This is a genomic window from Xanthomonas sp. DAR33341, from assembly GCF_003992815.1.
GTDB lineage: Bacteria > Pseudomonadota > Gammaproteobacteria > Xanthomonadales > Xanthomonadaceae > Xanthomonas > Xanthomonas cissicola.
Genome location: NZ_QEYV01000017.1, coordinates 104,222 through 122,812 on the forward strand (window position 1 = coordinate 104,222; position 18,591 = coordinate 122,812).

The following is an 18,591-nucleotide window of genomic DNA, read 5'->3' on the forward strand; positions in this document are numbered from 1 at the left end:
CAACGACGCGGTGTTCCTCGCTTTTCAACAGGCCCAGCAAACTGTCTGGTGCGGCGTCCTTGCCGCTTGCAGGACCGTTGGCGGCACGGATGCCGCCATCGAGCCCCCAAGGACGGGTTCACGGCGTGTCCTGCGAGCGGCGAGGGCACCGCGCATTCGGCCAAGCAAGCTTTTCACTCTCTCAGCGCTGTAGAAAGTGAACGTACCCGATGCCGCGAGGTTTCGTTGATTGGGTCGATCAACGACAAGGTGCTGGCCAGCCATGCTCTGGCGCTATCAGGCCTCATCTCGTACTGCGCGTCGGCAAGATCACGCGTTCGATCAGATCGACCAGGCGGGGTGGTTCCACCGGCTTGCCCATGTGCGCATCGAAGCCGGCCACTACCGCGCGGTCGCGGTCTTCTTCGCGGACATAGGCGGTGAGGGCGACGGCCGGAATATGCCGTGGCAGATCGGCGCGGCCCGAACGCACCGTGCGGATCAGATCGTAGCCATCGCGCAACGGCATCGCGATATCGCTGACCAACACATCGAATTGCGCGTTCGCCAGGCAGTGCTCGGCCGCGTCCACCGACCCGGCAGCCTGCACCTGCGCGCCGGCCAGCATCAGGAACTGCATCACCGCTTCGCGCGAATCCTGATCGTCGTCGACCAGCAGGACGCGCACACCAGCCAGGCGGTCGCGGCACTCGTCCGGCAGCGCGCCCACGTGGGGGGTATCTGCCGAGGCAGGGCGCAGGTCGCTGACCCCGTGCTGGAACGGCAACACGATGGTAAATAGCGCGCCCTGGCCTTCGCCCGCGCTGGAGGCGCCCAGGCTGCCGCCATGCAGGTCCACCAACTGACGCGAGATCGACAGGCCCAGCCCCAGGCCGCCCACGCGCCGGGTAGTGCCTGCATCGGCCTGACGAAAGCGGTCGAACACATGCGGCAAAAAATCCGCCGCAATGCCGATCCCGGTGTCCTGTACGCACAGGCGCAGGCGCTCGTCTTCGACGTCCATCGTCACTCGCACCGTGCCGCCGGCAGGGGTGAACTTCAGCGCATTGCTGAGCAGGTTGGTCAGCACCTGCTGCAGTCGCCCGGCATCGCCGAAGAACCACAATTCGCCATCGCAAGGCGCATCCAGCTCCAGTGCGATCTTGCGCGTCAACGCGGTCGGCTGCATGAGTTCCAGCGCGCTGCGCACCAACCCTGCGATATCGAAATGCTCGGCCTGCAGGCGGATCTTGCCGGACAGGATCGCGCTCATATCCAGCAGGTCGTCGATGATCTGCGTCTGCGCGCGCGCACTGCGTTCGATGATCACCAGGCCCCGGCCCAGATTGGCCGGATCGGCGATGTCCGATTGCATCAACCGCGACCAACCCAGGATCGCGTTGAGTGGCGTGCGCAACTCATGGCTGAGCGTGGCCAGGAATTCGTCCTTGACCCGGTTGGCATGCTCGGCCTGCGCGCGCGCGGCGGTTTCCGCCTGCAACGACAGCTTGAGCTTGGCATCCACCCGGGTGCGTTCGATCACGATGCCGGCCAGGTGCGAAGCCGAGCGCGCCATTGCCTGCTCGCGCAAGGACGGTAGGTGGGGGCGGTCGTAATAGATATTGAGCGTGCCCAATACCTGCCCGTTGCTGGCCAGGATCGGGGTGACGCAACACGCCGCGATGCCCATCGCCGCCGAGATCGCATGGTGGCTGCTGAAGCTTGCATCGGCCTGGATATCGCTGCAGATCACCTGACGACCCAAGTGCGCCGACAGGGCGCAGGGCGGACCCTCCGGCCCGATCGGCGAGGGCTCGAAGTGCCCGCGGTACTCGATCGGAAAATGCGGTGCGGAGCCGAAACTCAAGGTGTGGCGGACCTCATCGCGCACCATGACCGAGCAGTACAACGGGATTTCACCACGTGCCTCCACGCTCAATGCGATCGCATCCAGCACCACCGGCAACGGCGCACCGGTGGTGATCAAACTCAGGATCGCGCGGTCCGAAGCGGTGGCATCTTCGATGTGCTTGCGTTCGGAGATGTCGGTGAGCGAGCCGATGTGCCCTAGGAAACGTCCGTCGCTGGCGAAGTGCGGCGATGCGGTGTCGATGCACCAACGGTATTGCCCGTCGTGGCGGCGCACGCGGTATTCGGCGAGGAATTCGCCGCGTTGCTCGAGTGCCTGTTCGAAGGCATGCCGCACGCGTGCTGCATCGTCGGGATGCATCACATCCCACCAGCCCTGGTCCAGTGCCTGGTCTTCCCCCTGTCCGGTGAAGTTGTACCAGCGCGGATTCCAGTACACGCAATCGCCTTGCGCGTCGGCCATCCAGATCATCGCTGGCACCGTCTCGCAGAGCGCACGGAAGCGCACTTCGCTTTCGCGTAGTTGCTGCTCGAATGCGCGCCGGTCATGAATGTCGGTGTAGGTACCGATCCACTCGCTGATGCTGCCATCGTCGCCGCGCACCGGTAGCGCGCGCACCAGGTGCCAGCGCGATTGCCGATCGTGACGCAGCAGTTCGCACTCCACCTCGAGAGCGCGCTGGCCCTTCAATGCCACGCTCCAGGCCTGCTCGGACAGGCGCAGACCATCGGCAGTGTGCGCGCGGTGCCAGGCGGCATCTTCGTTGTTGGAAGGATCCAGGCCGGTGTACTCGTACCAGCGCTGATTGAAGTAGTGCGGCCGTCCGTCCGGATCGGCGATGAAGATGATCTGCGGGAGCGTATTGGCGAGGCGGCGCAGGCGCGCTTCGTTGGCCGCGAGTTGCTGCTGCGCCTTGGCCCGTTGCATCGATTCCCAGCAGCGTGCCACAACCAATCGCACCAGTTCGATCTCCGCCGACAGCCAGCGCCGCGGTGCGCGCTGATGGACGCCGATCGCTGCCACCAATCGGTCGTGCTTGTGCAACGGAATGGCCAGCGAGGCGCGCAAGCCCGAGCGGCGGTACTGCTCGGCCACATAGTCTGGCGCACCCGGCGCCAGCGCATCGGTCGTGAACCAGGGGCGGTTTTCCAGCAGCGCATCGCGCAGGCCCCGTGCCGCCTCCAGTGGGAAATCGCCTTGCAGGCTCGGCATGTCCTGCACATGGTCGCTGATGACATGCATGGTGCTGCCATCGGCAGCGACCAGGCCGAATGCGCAACGGTTCGCCTGCAGATGCTCGCCGAGCAAGCGCACGCTGGTGTCGATGATCTGCCGCGGATCGGACACGTGCTGCAGTGCGTCTTCGAGCATCAATAAAAAACTGTCGCGGCCATCGCTGCGGCGTTGTTCGTCGACATCAGCCGTTGAAACAGCAACGCCGATGTAGAGCGCGCCCAACTGCTCGCCCGTTTGCAGCACTGGGCTGCATGACCAGCTCGCCAGATCCAGGGCGATTGTCGCTGCTGGCTCGCCATCGCCATCGGATGCACATGTCAGCGCCGCAAGCGGCTGCCTGAAGGCCGCCGGATGGCGTGGCCCCAGTCGTGCAATGCAGGCATCGTTGTAGATGCAGCGGTCGTCGCGGCCCCATACGAGCAGCATCGGAACTTGCGCATGCAGGCAGATCGATAGTGCTGTGCGTAGCGCAGGGCTATCGCCCAGCAGCGCGTCCGCAGGATGCACTGACGCGGCTAGCATTGCTGCGGTTTCGCTCGTCTCCGGCAGCAAGCCGGCCAACGGCGACACGGCGATATCCATCCAGCGACCCGCCCGTCATTCTTCGATGGCAAATTCTAGTAGCAACCGGCCCGGCGCCGCTGATACCGCGCAAACGGCGATTCAGCTAATCGCTGCCCGCACACCCAAAACAGCGCGTCGGTGGCAGGATGAGGGGGTGTTAGAGACGGCATGCGTGCCGCACCGGGGCGGGCTGGCAGGTGCGCCCGTGCTGCTGCTCAGCCCTCAGCGCCGCGCGACTCGCGCGCTTTGGACAATGCGCCAACCAGTTCTTCGGACAGATACGGCTTGATCAGGATGACGCCACGTTCGAAACCGCTCGGGATGCTGCCGATGGCAACGCCGGTCGCCAGTACGAACGGGATACCGCGCTCCGACAACAGGCGTGCGACCGGTTCGCTGGTTTCGCCATTGCCCAAGCGATAGTCCAGCACTGCGATATCCGGTGCGTCGTCGGCGATCAGTTGCAAAGCATCGCGCACCTCGCCGACCGGGCCCATGACGACGGCACCCGCCTGAACAAGCTGCAGATCGAGCAGCATGGCATTCATGTCATCGTTTTCGACCACGAGTACCCGAACTCCACGCAACACCGACATTGCTTACTCCTTCACTAAGTCGGCCAGTATATCGGGACTGCCTGGACACAGCGCTGCAGACCCCGCTTGCACCTGAATTCGTCAGGCGCAAACTGACACTGTTCGTTTCAACAACAAGTCGCTATACTGCGCGGCCACGCCGAAGTGGCGGAATCGGTAGACGCAGCGGACTCAAAATCCGCCGCCCTTAAAAGCGTGTGGGTTCGAGTCCCACCTTCGGCACCAAGTTGTTGCAGCACCAGCGAAAGCCCTTCTGGAGAAGTCCGGTGGGGCTTTTTGCTATGGGGCGTTTCGGCGAGGTGTGGGGCTTGGTTGATCGCGGCGCGGACAGCGAGGCTGGCGACCGTCAGTGCGGTCCAGCTGAGCGCGAAGGCGGGGCGTGATCGGCGCGTGGTGCAGGACTGGCTGGCGCCGGGGGTCGATTCGCTTGCAAGTGCGCCTGCGTGGCGCAGATGCCTGATTGCCGGCACGCCCACGCATCAGGCACACAACTGCCGTGCGCCATGCGGTGCACAGGTCACGGATGACATTGCAGGCACGCGACCATCACGCTGCTTGCGTACCTTGGGAGTTTCTTTTGAACAGGTGGCCCCATGGACTTCGATGCTTCGCAACAGCTACGCATTCTGCGCGACATCCACGACACCAAGCCGGTAGCCGACGAAGAGGGAAACTGGGCGGTACGCGCCGGCTATGCCACGCAAGCCGAAGATGGCGACATCGACCTGACGCACGAGGGCCGCAAGGCGCTGGATAGCGGGCAGACCTGAGGTGCTCGGCAGAGTGCACTGCATGGCTGGCTTCGAAATCGAACAGAGACTCTACTCATCTCATCGCAATTGCGTGCGATGGGGCCCTGCGCCGCGGTCGGAACGGATTGCGAGGTGGCGATGATTGGCTAGCGATGTAGCGGCTTGCGAGTGCGTAGAGAAGTGTTATGCGGGCTGCATCGGCGAGAAGCACTCGCACGACTACTGATCCCACTTCGCAATGGCCACGACATACGTCGTAGACGCAGGTCAGGGACAGGCAAGAAAAAACCCCGGCAGTGCCGGGGCTTTAGATGATTGGCGTCCCCACGGGGATTCGAACCCCGGTGTCCACCGTGAAAGGGTGGTGTCCTAGGCCTCTAGACGATGGGGACGCGTATCAAAACCTCGTTATCCACTTGAGACGGCCTAATGTCTGAAATGGTGGAGCCAGGCGGGATCGAACCGCCGACCTCCTGCATGCCATGCAGGCGCTCTCCCAGCTGAGCTATGGCCCCGCGTTGCTGCTAGCCGGCAATCATAGCGACATCGCCACGCGATGGGAAGTGGCTGGGCAAAATTTGCAGCAAGAGCGCATCTGCCGGGGCAACTGCAAGGCCGCCCGCGTCGGGTGCGGCGATTGAACGGCAGTGGTGCGCACCTGGAACGCTTCAAGCGCCCTCAGTCTTTGGTGTTCGCGGCGCAATGAATCGCTGTGACAGCGATATCGGCGCACTGGATGCGTCGATGCCAGTGTGCGCGTGATTCGACAGCTGTCGATTTGCGAGCAACGGCTCTGCCGGGCCGGGCGTCAGGTCCGCTGCATCTGGTTTACAAGCAACACCCGATCTCGCGTCCCTCGCTCGTCGTCATCGACGACATGCGTGAGCGCGATCATCGCGCACACTGCGCTTTCGGCGTGGCGATCCTTAGCGACGCCGCTGGCAACGTCGCAACGTGGCAACCGCGATGGCGGGCAGAGGCATCTTCGGTAGCAAAAAAATCCGCGTGCGAACGCTCATCGGTTTGAGTAACACTGCAACTCGTCAAGCGCTGTGATCGAGCTGGCGTTGGCAGGGCGGTAATGGTCCGCCGAATGGCCGTGCGCGCGTACCGATGTGTGCACCAGGCGCTACGCTCGCCGCGGCATGGATTCAGCTCTTCTATCCGCTGCATGATGCCAATGAGCCAGGGCATGCCCAACGTTGCGCACAACTGGATTCGGCCCGCTGACAGGCAAAAAAAAGCCCCGGCAGTGCCGGGGCTTTCAGATGATTGGCGTCCCCACGGGGATTCGAACCCCGGTGTCCACCGTGAAAGGGTGGTGTCCTAGGCCTCTAGACGATGGGGACGCATATCAAAACCTGAGTTGTCATTTCAGACGGCCTAATGTCTGAAGTGGTGGAGCCAGGCGGGATCGAACCGCCGACCTCCTGCATGCCATGCAGGCGCTCTCCCAGCTGAGCTATGGCCCCACGAAACTGAGAACGAAATGATAGCGGCCTGTTAATGTTCGCGCAAGCGCTTTTTCATTCCGAATGAGACGGTGTGGCGTCGCCTCAGACTCAGTTGACGCCGTGCAGATCGCGCAACTGGGTTTGCCGCGCGCAGAAGTACGTGGCGTCGCCTCAGACTCAGTTGACGCCGTGCAGATCGCGCAACTGGGTTTGCCGCGCGCCGAAGTACGCTGCCAGGTCGGCGATGTCCTGATCGCTCAGCGCGGTGGCCTGGGCGGTCATCAACGGATGCTGACGGTCGCCGCTACGGTAGGCCTGCAGCGCATGCGCAAGATAGTCGCCGTATTGGCCGCCCAGTTTGGGATAGCTGGGATCGATCGGCGCATTGCCATCGGCACCGTGGCAGTCCACGCAGCTCTGGCCGGTCGCCTTGCCCTTGGCATGGGCGAGTTTGTCGCCGGCGTCGGCGCGGCCGGTGGGCAGACCTGCCGACGAGCCGGAGCCGTGTTCGCCGCTGGCGTGACCGGGATCGCCAGCGGAGTGATCGGTGGACTCAACCTGGGATTGGGAGCAGGCCGCCATCATCAGGGCAGCGACCAGGGCGATGGCTAGACGCGGAGCGTGCAGGGCGTTCGGCATGTGGGCGCTTACTTGAGGGTGGACAGAAAGGCGGAGATGTCGGCGATGTCCTGCTCGGAGAAGCTCTGCGCCTGTGCCTGCATGGTTGGATGTTTGCGCTTGCCCTGGCGATATTCGGTCAACGCCTGGGTCAGATACTGGCTGGTCTGGCCGCCAATCTTGGGCACCCGATAACTGGGGTAGGCGTTCTTATAGCCGGTGACGCCGTGGCAGCCCTGGCAGGTATAGGCGAGCAAGCGCCCATTTGACGGATTGCCGGTCGGCGCGGCAGGGGTTGCCGCCGCGGCGGCAGGCACCGGGGTGGCCGCCGCCGCGGGTGTGGCTTGCGGTGTTGCTGATGCGCCCCCAAACGGCAGGAAGACGACCAGAGCGAGACAAGCGGCGAGCGGCTGCGGGCGCATGGTTTCGTATCCGGAAGACTGATTGAGCGTCCGCACGTGGGGGCGTGGCGGAACCGGACCGAGTATGCCTGCGATTTGGCGCGGCGCAAACCGGGTGAATAGGCCAACTTGAATAGACCATGACCTTTGGCGCATTGGCGGCATGTGCATTTGGGTGGTCTACTTGCCTACAACACCTGTTCACGCATCCACTAGGACACGACGATGTCGCCACTCTCCTTCTTGCCGGGTCGCAGCGGAACCTGCGCCGCTGCATTGTTGATCACCACGAGCCTGCTGCTGGGCGGTTGCAAGGCAGGAGAGGGGGAGGCCAAGGCGGCCGAGGAAAAGAAGGCGGTGGATGCCGTGCCGGTGGAAATCGCCAAGGCCGCGCGCCGTGCGGTAGCCGCCAGTTACACCGGCACCGCTGCGCTGGAGCCGCGCGCCGAGGCGCAAGTGGTGGCCAAGACCTCGGGCGTTGCGCTGTCGGTGATGGTGGAAGAGGGGCAGAAGGTATCGGCGGGCCAGGCGCTGGTGCGCCTGGATCCGGATCGCGCGCATCTGGCGGTGGCGCAGAGCGAAGCGCAACTGCGCAAGCTGGAAAACAGCTATCGCCGCGCCATGCAATTGGTGGGCCAGCAGTTGGTCAGCGCCGCAGATGTGGACCAGCTCAAATTCGATGTCGAAAACAGCCGTGCGCAGCACCGGCTTGCAGCGTTGGAGCTCTCTTACACCACGGTGCAGGCGCCAATCTCCGGCGTGATCGCATCGCGCTCGATCAAGACCGGCAACTTCGTGCAGATCAACACGCCGATCTTCCGCATCGTCGACGATTCGCAGCTCGAGGCCACGCTCAACGTGCCCGAACGCGAACTGGCCACGCTCAAGTCGGGCCAGCCGGTGACCTTGCTGGCCGATGCGCTGCCTGGCCAGCAATTCGTCGGCAAGGTGGACCGCATCGCGCCGGTGGTGGATTCAGGCAGTGGCACGTTTCGTGTGGTCTGCGCGTTCGGCCAGGGGGCCGAAGCGTTGCAGCCGGGCATGTTCGGTCGCATCCGCATCGATTACGACCAACGCAAGGATGCGTTGGTGATTCCGCGCCTGGCGTTGTTGGACGATGGCGAACCGGCAGTCTTCGTGGTGCGCAACGGCAAGGTCAGCCGCGTGCCGGTGAAGCTGGGCTATGCCGAAGGGCCGTGGCTGGAAGTGCGGCAGGGCCTGAAGGAAGGCGATCAGGTGGTGACTGCCGGCAAGGTGGCGCTGCGCGACGGCACTGCGGTGCAAGTGATCGGCCAACCCGATCGCAAGCCGGTCGCGGCCAAGGCCGCTGCGCCCGCACATGCTGAGACGCACGCATGAGCGAGAACGGCAACCCGCACGGACCCGTGCATGATCCGCACGCGCCGCTGCCTGGCGGCGGTGGTCTGGTGGCCTTCGCCACGCGGCGGCGGGTGACCATCGCCATGATCACCGTGACCATGCTGCTGTTCGGGCTGATCGCGTTACGCAGCCTCAAGGTCAATCTGCTGCCCGATTTGAGCTATCCCACGCTCACCGTACGGACCGAATACACCGGCGCGGCGCCGGCGGAAATCGAAACGCTGGTGACCGAGCCGGTGGAAGAAGCCGTCGGCGTGGTCAAGAACCTGCGCAAGCTCAAGTCGATCTCGCGCACAGGGCAGAGCGATGTGGTGCTGGAGTTCGCCTGGGGCACCAATATGGACCAGGCCAGCCTGGAGGTGCGCGACAAGATGGAAGCCTTGTCGCTGCCGCTGGAAACCAAGCCGCCGGTGTTGCTGCGTTTCAATCCCTCTACCGAGCCGATCATGCGGCTGGCGTTGTCCCCCAAGCAGGCGCCGGCCTCCGATACCGATGCGATCCGCCAGCTCACCGGCTTGCGCCGCTATGCCGACGAAGACCTGAAAAAGAAGCTCGAACCGGTGGCCGGCGTGGCGGCGGTGAAGGTCGGCGGCGGGCTGGAAGACGAGATTCAGGTCGACATCGATCAACAGAAGCTGGCCCAGCTCAACCTGCCGATCGACAACGTGATCACCCGGCTCAAGGAGGAGAACGTCAACATCTCCGGCGGCCGGCTGGAAGAAGGTTCGCAGCGCTACCTGGTGCGCACGGTGAACCAGTTCGTGGATCTGGACGAGATCCGCAACATGCTGGTGACCACGCAGAGCAGCAGCGGCAGCGCGGCCGAAGCGGCGATGCAGCAGATGTATGCCATTGCGGCGTCCACTGGTTCGCAGGCGGCCCTGGCGGCAGCGGCTGAAGTACAGAGCACCTCCTCGTCGTCCAGCAGCAGCATCGCCGGCGGCATGCCGGTGCGGCTGAAGGATGTGGCGCAGGTGCGCCAGGGCTACAAGGAGCGCGAGGCGATCATCCGCCTGGGCGGCAAGGAAGCGGTGGAGCTGGCGATCTACAAGGAAGGCGATGCCAACACCGTGTCCACGGCGGCGGCGCTGCGCAAGCGCCTGGAGCAGCTCAAGGCGACCGTGCCGGGCGATGTGGAAATCACCACCATCGAGGACCAATCGCACTTCATCGAGCATGCGATCAGCGATGTCAAAAAAGATGCGGTAATCGGCGGTGTGCTGGCGATCCTGATCATCTTCCTGTTCCTGCGCGATGGCTGGAGCACGTTCGTCATCAGCCTGTCGTTGCCGGTGTCGATCATCACCACGTTCTTCTTCATGGGCCAGCTCGGACTGAGCCTCAACGTGATGTCGCTGGGCGGTCTGGCGCTGGCCACCGGCCTGGTGGTGGACGATTCGATCGTGGTGCTGGAAAGCATTGCCAAGGCGCGCGAACGCGGCTTGAGCGTGCTGGACGCGGCCATTGCCGGCACCCGCGAAGTGAGCATGGCGGTGATGGCGTCCACGTTGACCACCATTGCGGTGTTCCTGCCGCTGGTGTTCGTCGAGGGCATCGCCGGGCAGTTGTTCCGCGATCAGGCATTGACGGTGGCGATCGCGATCGCGATCTCGCTGGTGGTGTCGATGACGCTGATTCCGATGCTGAGCTCGCTCAAGTGCGCACCGCCGATGGCGTTCCCGGACGAGCCGAGCCATCCGCAGTGGCAGCCCGAGCAGCGCTGGCTCAAGCCGGTGGCGGCCGGCCGGCGTGGTGCAGGTGCGAGCATGCGCTATGGCTTTTTCGGAGCGGCATGGGCCGTAGTGAAGGTGTGGCGCGGGTTGAGCCGCGTGGTGGGGCCGGTGATGCGCAAGGCCAGCGACCTGGCGATGGCGCCGTATGCTCGTGCCGAGCGTGGCTATCTGGGGATCTTGCCGGCGGCGCTGCGGCGCCCCTGGTTGGTGCTGGGACTGGCCGCGGCGGCGTTCATCGGGACGGCGTTGCTGGTGCCGATGCTGGGCGCGGATCTGATTCCGCAGCTGGCGCAGGATCGCTTCGAAATGACCGTCAAACTGCCCTCCGGCACGCCGCTGGCGCAGACCGATGCAGTGGTGCGCGAGTTGCAGCTGGCGCACGACAAGGACCCGGGCATCGCGTCGCTGTACGGCGTCAGCGGCAGCGGCACGCGGTTGGACGCCAACCCCACCGAGAGCGGCGAGAACATTGGCAAGCTCACCGTGGTGATGGCCGGCGGCGGTAGCCCGGCGGTGGAAGCGGCAGCGACCGAGCGGCTGCGCAGCAGCATGGTCGGGCACCCAGGCGCGCAGGTGGATTTCGCGCGACCGGCGTTGTTCAGTTTTTCGACGCCGCTGGAAGTGGAACTGCGCGGCCAGGACCTGGGCGAGCTGGAACGCGCCGGGCAGAAATTGGCGGCGATGTTGCGCGCCAACGGCCACTACGCCGACGTCAAATCGACGGTGGAAGAGGGCTTCCCGGAGATCCAGATCCGTTTCGATCAGGAGCGCGCTGGCGCTTTGGGGCTGACCACGCGCCAGATCGCCGATGTCATCGTCAAGAAGGTGCGCGGCGATGTGGCCACACGCTACAGCTTCCGCGATCGCAAGATCGATGTGCTGGTGCGTGCGCAGCACAGCGACCGCGCCAGTGTGGACGCGATCCGTCAGCTGATCGTCAACCCGGGGAGCAGCCGGCCGGTGCGCCTGGCGGCGGTTGCCGAGGTACTGGCGACGACGGGGCCGAGCGAGATCCATCGCGCCGACCAGACCCGCGTGGCAATCGTGTCGGCCAGCCTGAAGGACATCGACCTGGGCGGTGCGGTGCGCGAAGTGGAGACGATGGTGCGCAAGGACCCGCTTGCAGCCGGCGTAGGCATGCACATCGGTGGGCAGGGCGAGGAACTGGCGCAATCGGTGAAGTCGCTGTTGTTCGCGTTCGGGCTGGCGATCTTCCTGGTCTATCTGGTGATGGCTTCGCAGTTCGAGTCGCTGCTGCATCCGTTCGTCATTCTGTTCACCATTCCGCTGGCAATGGTCGGTGCGGTGCTGGCCCTGCTGATGACCGGCAAGCCGATCTCGGTGGTGGTGTTCATCGGCCTGATTTTGCTGGTGGGCCTGGTGACCAAGAACGCGATCATCCTGATCGACAAGGTCAATCAGCTGCGCGAAGACGGCGTGCCCAAGCGCGAGGCGCTGATCGAAGGTGCGCGCTCGCGCCTGCGGCCGATCATCATGACCACCTTGTGCACTTTGTTCGGCTTCCTGCCGCTGGCGGTGGCGATGGGCGAGGGCGCTGAAGTGCGCGCGCCGATGGCCATTACCGTGATCGGTGGATTGCTGGTCTCGACCTTGCTGACCCTGCTGGTGATACCGGTGGTGTACGACCTGCTGGATCGCCGCGCCGATGCGTATTACCTAGAGCGTGGCCGGCGCATGGCCGGGCAACGCGCGCAGGCGGCAGGCAACGCCGACGGGCTGGAGGCCCTATGAGCGTTGCCGCCTTCAGCATCCGTCGCCCGGTCACCACCATCATGTGCTTCGTGTCGCTGGTGGTGGTGGGCTTGATCGCGGCGTTCCGGCTGCCTTTGGAGGCGCTGCCGGATATTTCCGCGCCATTCCTGTTCGTGCAATTGCCCTACACCGGCTCCACGCCGGACGAGGTGGAACGCAACCTGGTGCGGCCGGCCGAGGAAGCGCTGGCGACGATGACCGGCATCAAGCGCATGCGCTCGACCGCCACCGCCGACGGCGCGAACATCTTCATCGAATTCTCCGACTGGGACCGCGATATCGCCATCGCCGCATCCGATGCGCGCGAGCGATTGGACGCGGTACGCGACGATTTCCCGGAGGATCTGCAGCGCTTCCAGGTCTTCAAATGGTCCAGCAGCGACGAGCCGGTGCTCAAGGTGCGCCTGGCCAGCCAGACCGATCTGACCGGCGCCTACGACATGCTCGATCGCGAGTTCAAGCGGCGCATCGAGCGCATCCCGGGCGTGGCCAAGGTGGAAATTTCCGGTGCGCCACCGAACGAGGTCGAAATCGCGATCGCGCCGGATCGGCTCACCGCGCACGACCTCAGCCTCAACGACCTGAGCGAGCGCTTGGGCAAGCTCAATTTCTCGGTGTCTGCAGGCCAGATCGACGACAACGGCCAGCGCATCCGGGTGCAGCCAATCGGTGAACTGCGCGACCTGCAGGAATTGCGCGAGCTGGTGCTCAACGCCAAAGGCGTGCGGCTGGGCGACATTGCCGAGGTGCGGCTCAAGCCGACGCGCATGAATTACGGGCGGCGCCTGGATGGGCGCCCGGCCATCGGCCTGGATGTCTACAAGGAGCGAAGCGCCAATCTGGTGGAGGTGTCGAAGGCGGCGTTGAAAGAGGTTGAAGACATCCGCGCCCAACCGGCGCTGCGCGACGTGCAGGTCAAGGTGATCGACAACCAGGGCAAGGCGGTGACCTCCTCGCTGGCCGAACTGGCCGAAGCCGGCGCGGTGGGTCTGCTGTTATCGATCACGGTGTTGTTCTTCTTCCTGCGGCATTGGCCATCGACGCTGATGGTGACCTTGGCGATCCCGATCTGCTTCGCCATCACCTTGGGTTTCATGTATTTCGTCGGGGTCACGCTCAACATCCTGACGATGATGGGGTTGCTGCTGGCAGTGGGTATGTTGGTGGACAACGCCGTGGTGGTGGTAGAAAGCATCTACCAGGAACGCGAGCGCATGCCCGACCAACCGCAGCGTGCCGCGCTGCTGGGAACGCGCAGCGTGGCCATTGCGCTCAGCGCCGGCACCTTGTGCCACTGCATCGTGTTCGTGCCGAACCTGTTCGGCGAGACCAACAACATCAGCATTTTCATGGCGCAGATCGCCATCACCATCTCGGTGTCGTTGCTGGCGTCGTGGCTGGTGGCAATCAGCTTGATTCCGATGTTGTCGGCACGCATGAAAACGCCGCCGATGGTGACCTCCGAGCACGGCGTGATCGCGCGGCTGCAGCGTCGTTACGCCACGTTGCTGGCATGGACGTTGGCGCATCGCGGCTGGAGCGTGGCCGGCATCATTCTGGTCAGTGCGATCAGCCTGGTACCGATGAAGCTGACCAAGATCGACATGTTCGGTGGCGACGGCGGCAACGAGGCCTTCATCCAATACCAGTGGAAAGGCTCGTACACGCGCGAGCAGCTGGGCGAGGAGATCGGCCGTGTCGAAAACTATCTGGAAGCCAATCGCGCCAAGTACCACATCACGCAGATCTACTCATGGTTCAGCGAGGTGGAAGACAGCAATACGGTGGTGACCTTCGATGCGAGCAAGGTCAAGGACCTGCCGCCGCTGCTGGAAAAAATCCGCAAGGAGCTGCCGCGCTCTGCGCGTACCGATTACAGCATCGGCAACCAGGGCGATGGCGGCAATGGCAACCAAGGCGTGCAAGTGCAGTTGGTCGGCGATTCGACCGATGCACTGAAAGCGCTGGCCGACGATGTGATTCCGCTGCTGGCGCGGCGCAAGGAGTTGCGGGATGTGCATGTCGATACGGGCGACCGCACCAGCGAGCTGGCGATTCGCGTCGACCGCGAGCGCGCAGCTGCATTCGGGTTCAGTGCCGAGCAAGTGGCCAGCTTCGTCGGGTTGGCATTGCGCGGTACGCCGCTGCGCGAGTTCCGCCGCGGCGACAACGAGGTGCCGGTGTGGGTGCGGTTTGCCGGCGCCGAGCAGAGCAAGCCTGAAGATCTGGCCAGCTTCACCGTGCGCACCAAGGATGGCCGCAGCGTACCGTTGCTGAGTCTGGTGGAGGTGCAAATCCGTCCGGCCGCCACGCAGATCGGGCGCACCAATCGGCAGACCACGTTGACCATCAAGGCCAATCTCGCCGAGAAGGTCACCGTGCCGGAGGCGCGTGCGGCGATGGAGGCGCCACTCAAGGCGATGCGTTTCCCGGCCGGCTACAGCTACACCTTCGACGGCGGCGATTATCAGAACGACGGCGAGGCGATGGGCCAGATGGTGTTCAATCTGGTGATCGCGTTGGTGATGATCTACGTGGTGATGGCGGCGGTATTCGAGTCGCTGCTGTTCCCGGCGGCGATCATGAGCGGGGTGCTGTTCTCGATCTTCGGGGTGTTCTGGCTGTTCTGGATCACCGGGACCTCGTTCGGCATCATGTCCTTCATCGGCATCCTGGTGCTGATGGGCGTGGTGGTGAACAACGGCATCGTGATGATCGAGCACATCAACAATCTGCGCCGCCGCGGGATGGGGCGCACGCAGGCCCTGGTCGAAGGCTCACGCGAGCGTTTGCGGCCCATCATGATGACGATGGGCACTGCGATCTTGGCGATGGTGCCGATTTCGCTGACCAGCACCACGATGTTCAGCGATGGCCCGCCGTACTTCCCGATGGCGCGCGCCATCGCCGGTGGCCTGGCGTTTTCGACGGTGGTGAGCCTGCTATTCCTGCCGACGATCTACGCGATCCTCGACGACATGAGCAGTGGTGCAGCTGCCCTGGTGCGGCGCGCGCGCGGTGTGCCGAAGACGAGGCCGTCGAGCGCTGCGTTGGAATCGTGAACGAGGTAAGGCGTTAAGCCCCTCTCCCCCTGGGAGAGGGGTTGGGGTGAGGGTACGGTTCCTTCCTTCGGCTTGTACGACGACCAAGCACCTGACCGCCAATCAGCGGCTCCGGTAAGGGGCGACAGCGCGGCCGGGGATCGGCTCTTCGGCTCGACAGACATCCTGTCTGACTCGCCGTCGCGGCACATCCGTGTGCCGCTTTCCGCCGATCCCCGGCCACGCTGCCGCTTCGGTATGTCATCGCCGTGGCTTCGAGCAGATCGGTATGCCATCGCCTTGGCCTCGAGCAGAAAAGCTGCGTGGCCAAGATGCCTGGAAAGATTTTTTCTCCGGCCTACGAGCGAACACTGCAGTGATCGCCGTCGTGCAGGATTACTCGATCTTCATTCCGTCATCGGCGAATCAGCATATCTGTATCGACATGCAGATTCGAAGCCATCCAACGATCGACCTGCCGGATATGGCGCCCAGCCAATCAGCCCGCCCGCACCTGCCGCACGATCGCCGCCGCCTTGGCCGAACTTTCCTTGACCTTGTCCCATTGGCCCTGCGCCAGCCAGTCCTTGGGGACCATCCACGAACCGCCGATGCACAGCACATTCGGCTGCGACAGGAACTCGGCGGCGTTGGACTCGCTGATGCCGCCGGTGGGGCACAGTTTGAGCTCGGACAACGGGCCAGCCAGGCCCTTGAGCATCTGCAGACCGCCCACGGCGGTGGCCGGGAACAGCTTGCAGACGCGGAATCCCAGGCCCATCAGGGTCAGGAGCTCGGTCGGCGTTGCTGCGCCAGGTACGGCGGGAATCGGTGCGTCGGCCAGCAGGCGCGCCAGCGGCGCGGGCGTGCCCGGGGTCACCAGGAAGTCTGCACCGGCATCCACCGACTGACGCAGCTGCAATTCGCTCAGCACGGTGCCCGCGCCGATCACGATGTTGGGCAACTCGCGCTTGAGCATCGCCAGCGCGTCGATCGCAACCGGCGTGCGCAGGGTCAGCTCGATCGCGGGCAGGCCGCCTTCGAGCAGCGCATCGGCGACGCGGCGCGCCTGGTCCAATGTGTCCACGGTGACCACCGGCAGGATGCCGGCATCGCGCAGCAACTGTTCGGCGGTGTTCTGGGTCTGGGCAATCGTCATTGCAACTCCGGGTGACGGCGACCAACGGAGCGGTCGCAGAGAGGGAAGGGGATCAGGCGTCCTTGGACTCGTGCGGTGCCGCGGCGGCTGCGGCATCGGCACCGAGTTCGTACTCGGCGTCGTAGCTCCACAGCGCACCGTCCGGATGCGTCGGGCCGCATGAAATCGAGATCGCGCCCTGGTCGGCGGGGCCGACGACCTGGCGGTTGATGGCGAACAGATTGCGGCCCAGGTCGTTGCCGGCGACGGACGTATTGGGTGCAACCTCGCGCGATGCCCATTCTTCGGCCGAGACCAGCACTTCCAGGGTGCCGGCTTCGCCGTCCAGGCGCACGATGTCGCCTTCGCGTACGCGGCCGATCGGGCCGCCGCGCGCCGCTTCGGGCGTCAGGTGGATTGCGGCCGGGAACTTGCCCGAGGCACCGGACAGGCGACCGTCGGTGACCAATGCCACGCGCCGGCCCTGGTTCTGCAGCAGGCCCAGCAGCGGCGCCATCGAATGCAGCTCCGGCATGCCGTTTGCGCGCGGGCCCTGGTAGCGCAGCACCACCACGAAATCGTGCGGCAACACGCCGGCGGCGTGCAGTTTGTTGAGCACCTGCGGTGTATCGATCACCACGGCTGGCGCCTGGATGCTGCGGTGCTGCGGCTTGACTGCCGACAGCTTGATCAACGAGCGGCCGAGGTTGCCGCGCAGCAGGCGCAGCCCGCCTTGCGATTCGAAGGCATCGCCGACCGGACGCGCCACGCTGTCGTCGGCGGTGGTGGCGGTGCCCGGCACGTAGGTCACCTTGCCGTCCTGCAGGCGCGGCTCATTGATGTAGGCGCGCATGCCGCCTTCCACCACGGTGGGCAGGTCGTCGTGCATGTAACCGGCGTCCATCAGCTCGCGGAACACGAATGCCGTGCCGCCCGCGGCCTGGAAGCGATTCACGTCGGCTTCGCCGTTCGGGTAGATGCGGGTCAGCAGGGGCACCGTCTGCGAGATCAGGTCCATGTCGTCCCAGGTCAGTACGATGCCGGCCGCACGCGCCACTGCGATCCAGTGGATGGTGTGGTTGGTCGAGCCACCGGTCGCCATCAACGCGACCACGGCATTGACGATGGCGCGCTCGTCGATCAGGCGGCCGAACGGACGGAAGTCCTCGCCCAGCGCGGAGATCGCCAACGCGCGCGCGGTGCCTTCGCGGGTCAATGCATCGCGCAACGGCAGCTCCGGATTGACGAACGAGGCACCGGGCAGCTGCACGCCCATCGCTTCGAGCAATACCTGGTTGGAGTTGGCCGTGCCGTAGAAGGTGCAGGTGCCGGGCGAGTGGTAGGACGAGGCCTCGGCTTCGAGCAGTTCGGCGCGGGTGGCTTCGCCAGCGGCGTAGCGTTCGCGCACTTCGGCCTTCTGCTTGTTCGGGATGCCCGGCGTCATCGGGCCGGCCGGCATGAAGATCGCCGGCAAATGGCCGAACGCCAGTGCACCGATCAGCAGGCCCGGCACGATCTTGTCGCATACGCCCAGGTACACCACGCTGTCGAACATGTCGTGGCTCAGGCCGATGGCTGTCGCCTGGGCGATGTTGTCGCGCGAAAACAGCGACAGCTCCATGCCGGCGCGGCCCTGGGTCACGCCGTCGCACATCGCCGGCACGCCACCCGCCACCTGTGCGGTAGCACCGAGCGTGCGGGCAGTCTCGCGAATCAGCTGCGGGTAGTGCTCGAACGGCTGATGCGCCGACAACATGTCGTTATAGGCAGTGATGATGCCCAGGTTGGGCGTGGCCGCACCGCGCAGGCGCGATTTGTCGCCCGGCTCGGACGCAGCGAAGCCGTGCGCAAGATTGCCGCAGCTCAACCGGCTACGGAACGGGCCCTCACGCAGGGCGGCATCGAGACCGGCCAGATACGCCGCGCGCGAGGGAGCGCTGCGCTTGCGGATACGGTCGGTGACGGCTTGGATATTCGGATGCAGGCTCATTGGCTACCGGCTATGAGAAACGGGGGAAGAAAGCGTTTTTCTTAAATCCCCGCACAAGGATGTGCG

Annotated in this window: 10 protein-coding genes and 5 tRNA genes; 5 read left to right on the forward strand and 10 right to left on the reverse strand. The window is 64.7% G+C overall.

Translation table 11 applies throughout. From position 1 onward, the window contains the following. Nucleotides 1-283: 283 nt before the first annotated feature. Both EO156_RS05495 and EO156_RS05500 read right to left on the reverse strand, forming a co-directional pair. Complete coding sequence (locus tag EO156_RS05495; RefSeq protein ID WP_016849125.1) at nt 284-3,667, reverse strand: PAS domain S-box protein; 3,384 nt, start codon at nt 3,665-3,667, stop codon at nt 284-286. Between the two features lie 197 nt (nt 3,668-3,864). Further along, entirely contained in the window at nt 3,865-4,245 is a 381-nt protein-coding gene (locus tag EO156_RS05500; RefSeq protein WP_003482806.1) for a response regulator, read from the reverse strand. Between the two features lie 138 nt (nt 4,246-4,383). Between EO156_RS05500 and EO156_RS05505 the strand changes: the two genes are divergently transcribed. Together EO156_RS05505 and EO156_RS05510 are read left to right on the forward strand one after the other, a co-directional pair. Continuing rightward, nucleotides 4,384-4,470, forward strand: a tRNA-Leu gene (locus tag EO156_RS05505). Between the two features lie 368 nt (nt 4,471-4,838). Then, nucleotides 4,839-5,015, forward strand: coding sequence for a hypothetical protein (locus tag EO156_RS05510; protein WP_003482805.1), 177 nt, complete (start codon nt 4,839-4,841; stop codon nt 5,013-5,015). A gap of 298 nt (nt 5,016-5,313) precedes the next feature. Here the strand turns inward: EO156_RS05510 and EO156_RS05515 are convergent. The 6 genes from EO156_RS05515 to EO156_RS05545 form a co-directional block, all read right to left on the reverse strand. Beyond that, nucleotides 5,314-5,389: transfer RNA gene (locus EO156_RS05515), tRNA-Glu, on the reverse strand. Between the two features lie 47 nt (nt 5,390-5,436). Further along, nucleotides 5,437-5,512 (reverse strand) — tRNA-Ala (locus tag EO156_RS05520). A gap of 758 nt (nt 5,513-6,270) precedes the next feature. Then, nucleotides 6,271-6,346: transfer RNA gene (locus EO156_RS05530), tRNA-Glu, on the reverse strand. A 47-nt stretch (nt 6,347-6,393) separates the two neighbouring features. Next, nucleotides 6,394-6,469 (reverse strand) — tRNA-Ala (locus EO156_RS05535). A gap of 159 nt (nt 6,470-6,628) precedes the next feature. Next, nucleotides 6,629-7,090, reverse strand: a complete 462-nt coding sequence (locus EO156_RS05540) for a cytochrome c (RefSeq protein WP_005915693.1) — start codon at nt 7,088-7,090, stop codon at nt 6,629-6,631. A gap of 8 nt (nt 7,091-7,098) precedes the next feature. Continuing rightward, entirely contained in the window at nt 7,099-7,491 is a 393-nt protein-coding gene (locus EO156_RS05545) for a c-type cytochrome (protein WP_033482803.1), read from the reverse strand. Between the two features lie 204 nt (nt 7,492-7,695). Here EO156_RS05545 and EO156_RS05550 point away from each other — a divergent pair, with 204 nt between their 5' ends. From EO156_RS05550 to EO156_RS05560, 3 genes are read left to right on the forward strand one after another with little or no spacing between them, the layout of a single operon-like run. Continuing rightward, the gene (locus tag EO156_RS05550; protein ID WP_016849501.1) at nt 7,696-8,829 is read left to right on the forward strand and encodes a MexH family multidrug efflux RND transporter periplasmic adaptor subunit; all 1,134 of its coding nucleotides are present in this window, start codon (nt 7,696-7,698) and stop codon (nt 8,827-8,829) included. Beyond that, a complete protein-coding gene (locus EO156_RS05555) occupies nt 8,826-12,335 on the forward strand; it encodes an efflux RND transporter permease subunit (RefSeq protein WP_016849500.1) in 3,510 nt (1,169 codons plus the stop codon). Before EO156_RS05550 ends, EO156_RS05555 begins: the two co-directional genes overlap by 4 nt. Beyond that, nucleotides 12,332-15,418, forward strand: coding sequence for an efflux RND transporter permease subunit (locus EO156_RS05560; RefSeq protein WP_016849499.1), 3,087 nt, complete (start codon nt 12,332-12,334; stop codon nt 15,416-15,418). Before EO156_RS05555 ends, EO156_RS05560 begins: the two co-directional genes overlap by 4 nt. 478 nt (nt 15,419-15,896) lie before the next feature. Here the strand turns inward: EO156_RS05560 and EO156_RS05570 are convergent, their stop codons facing one another. Next, complete coding sequence (locus EO156_RS05570; RefSeq protein WP_003482798.1) at nt 15,897-16,556, reverse strand: bifunctional 4-hydroxy-2-oxoglutarate aldolase/2-dehydro-3-deoxy-phosphogluconate aldolase; 660 nt, start codon at nt 16,554-16,556, stop codon at nt 15,897-15,899. Nucleotides 16,557-16,608: 52 nt separating this feature from the next. Beyond that, complete coding sequence (edd, locus tag EO156_RS05575) at nt 16,609-18,525, reverse strand: phosphogluconate dehydratase (RefSeq protein WP_003482797.1); 1,917 nt, start codon at nt 18,523-18,525, stop codon at nt 16,609-16,611. Nucleotides 18,526-18,591 lie beyond the last annotated feature (66 nt).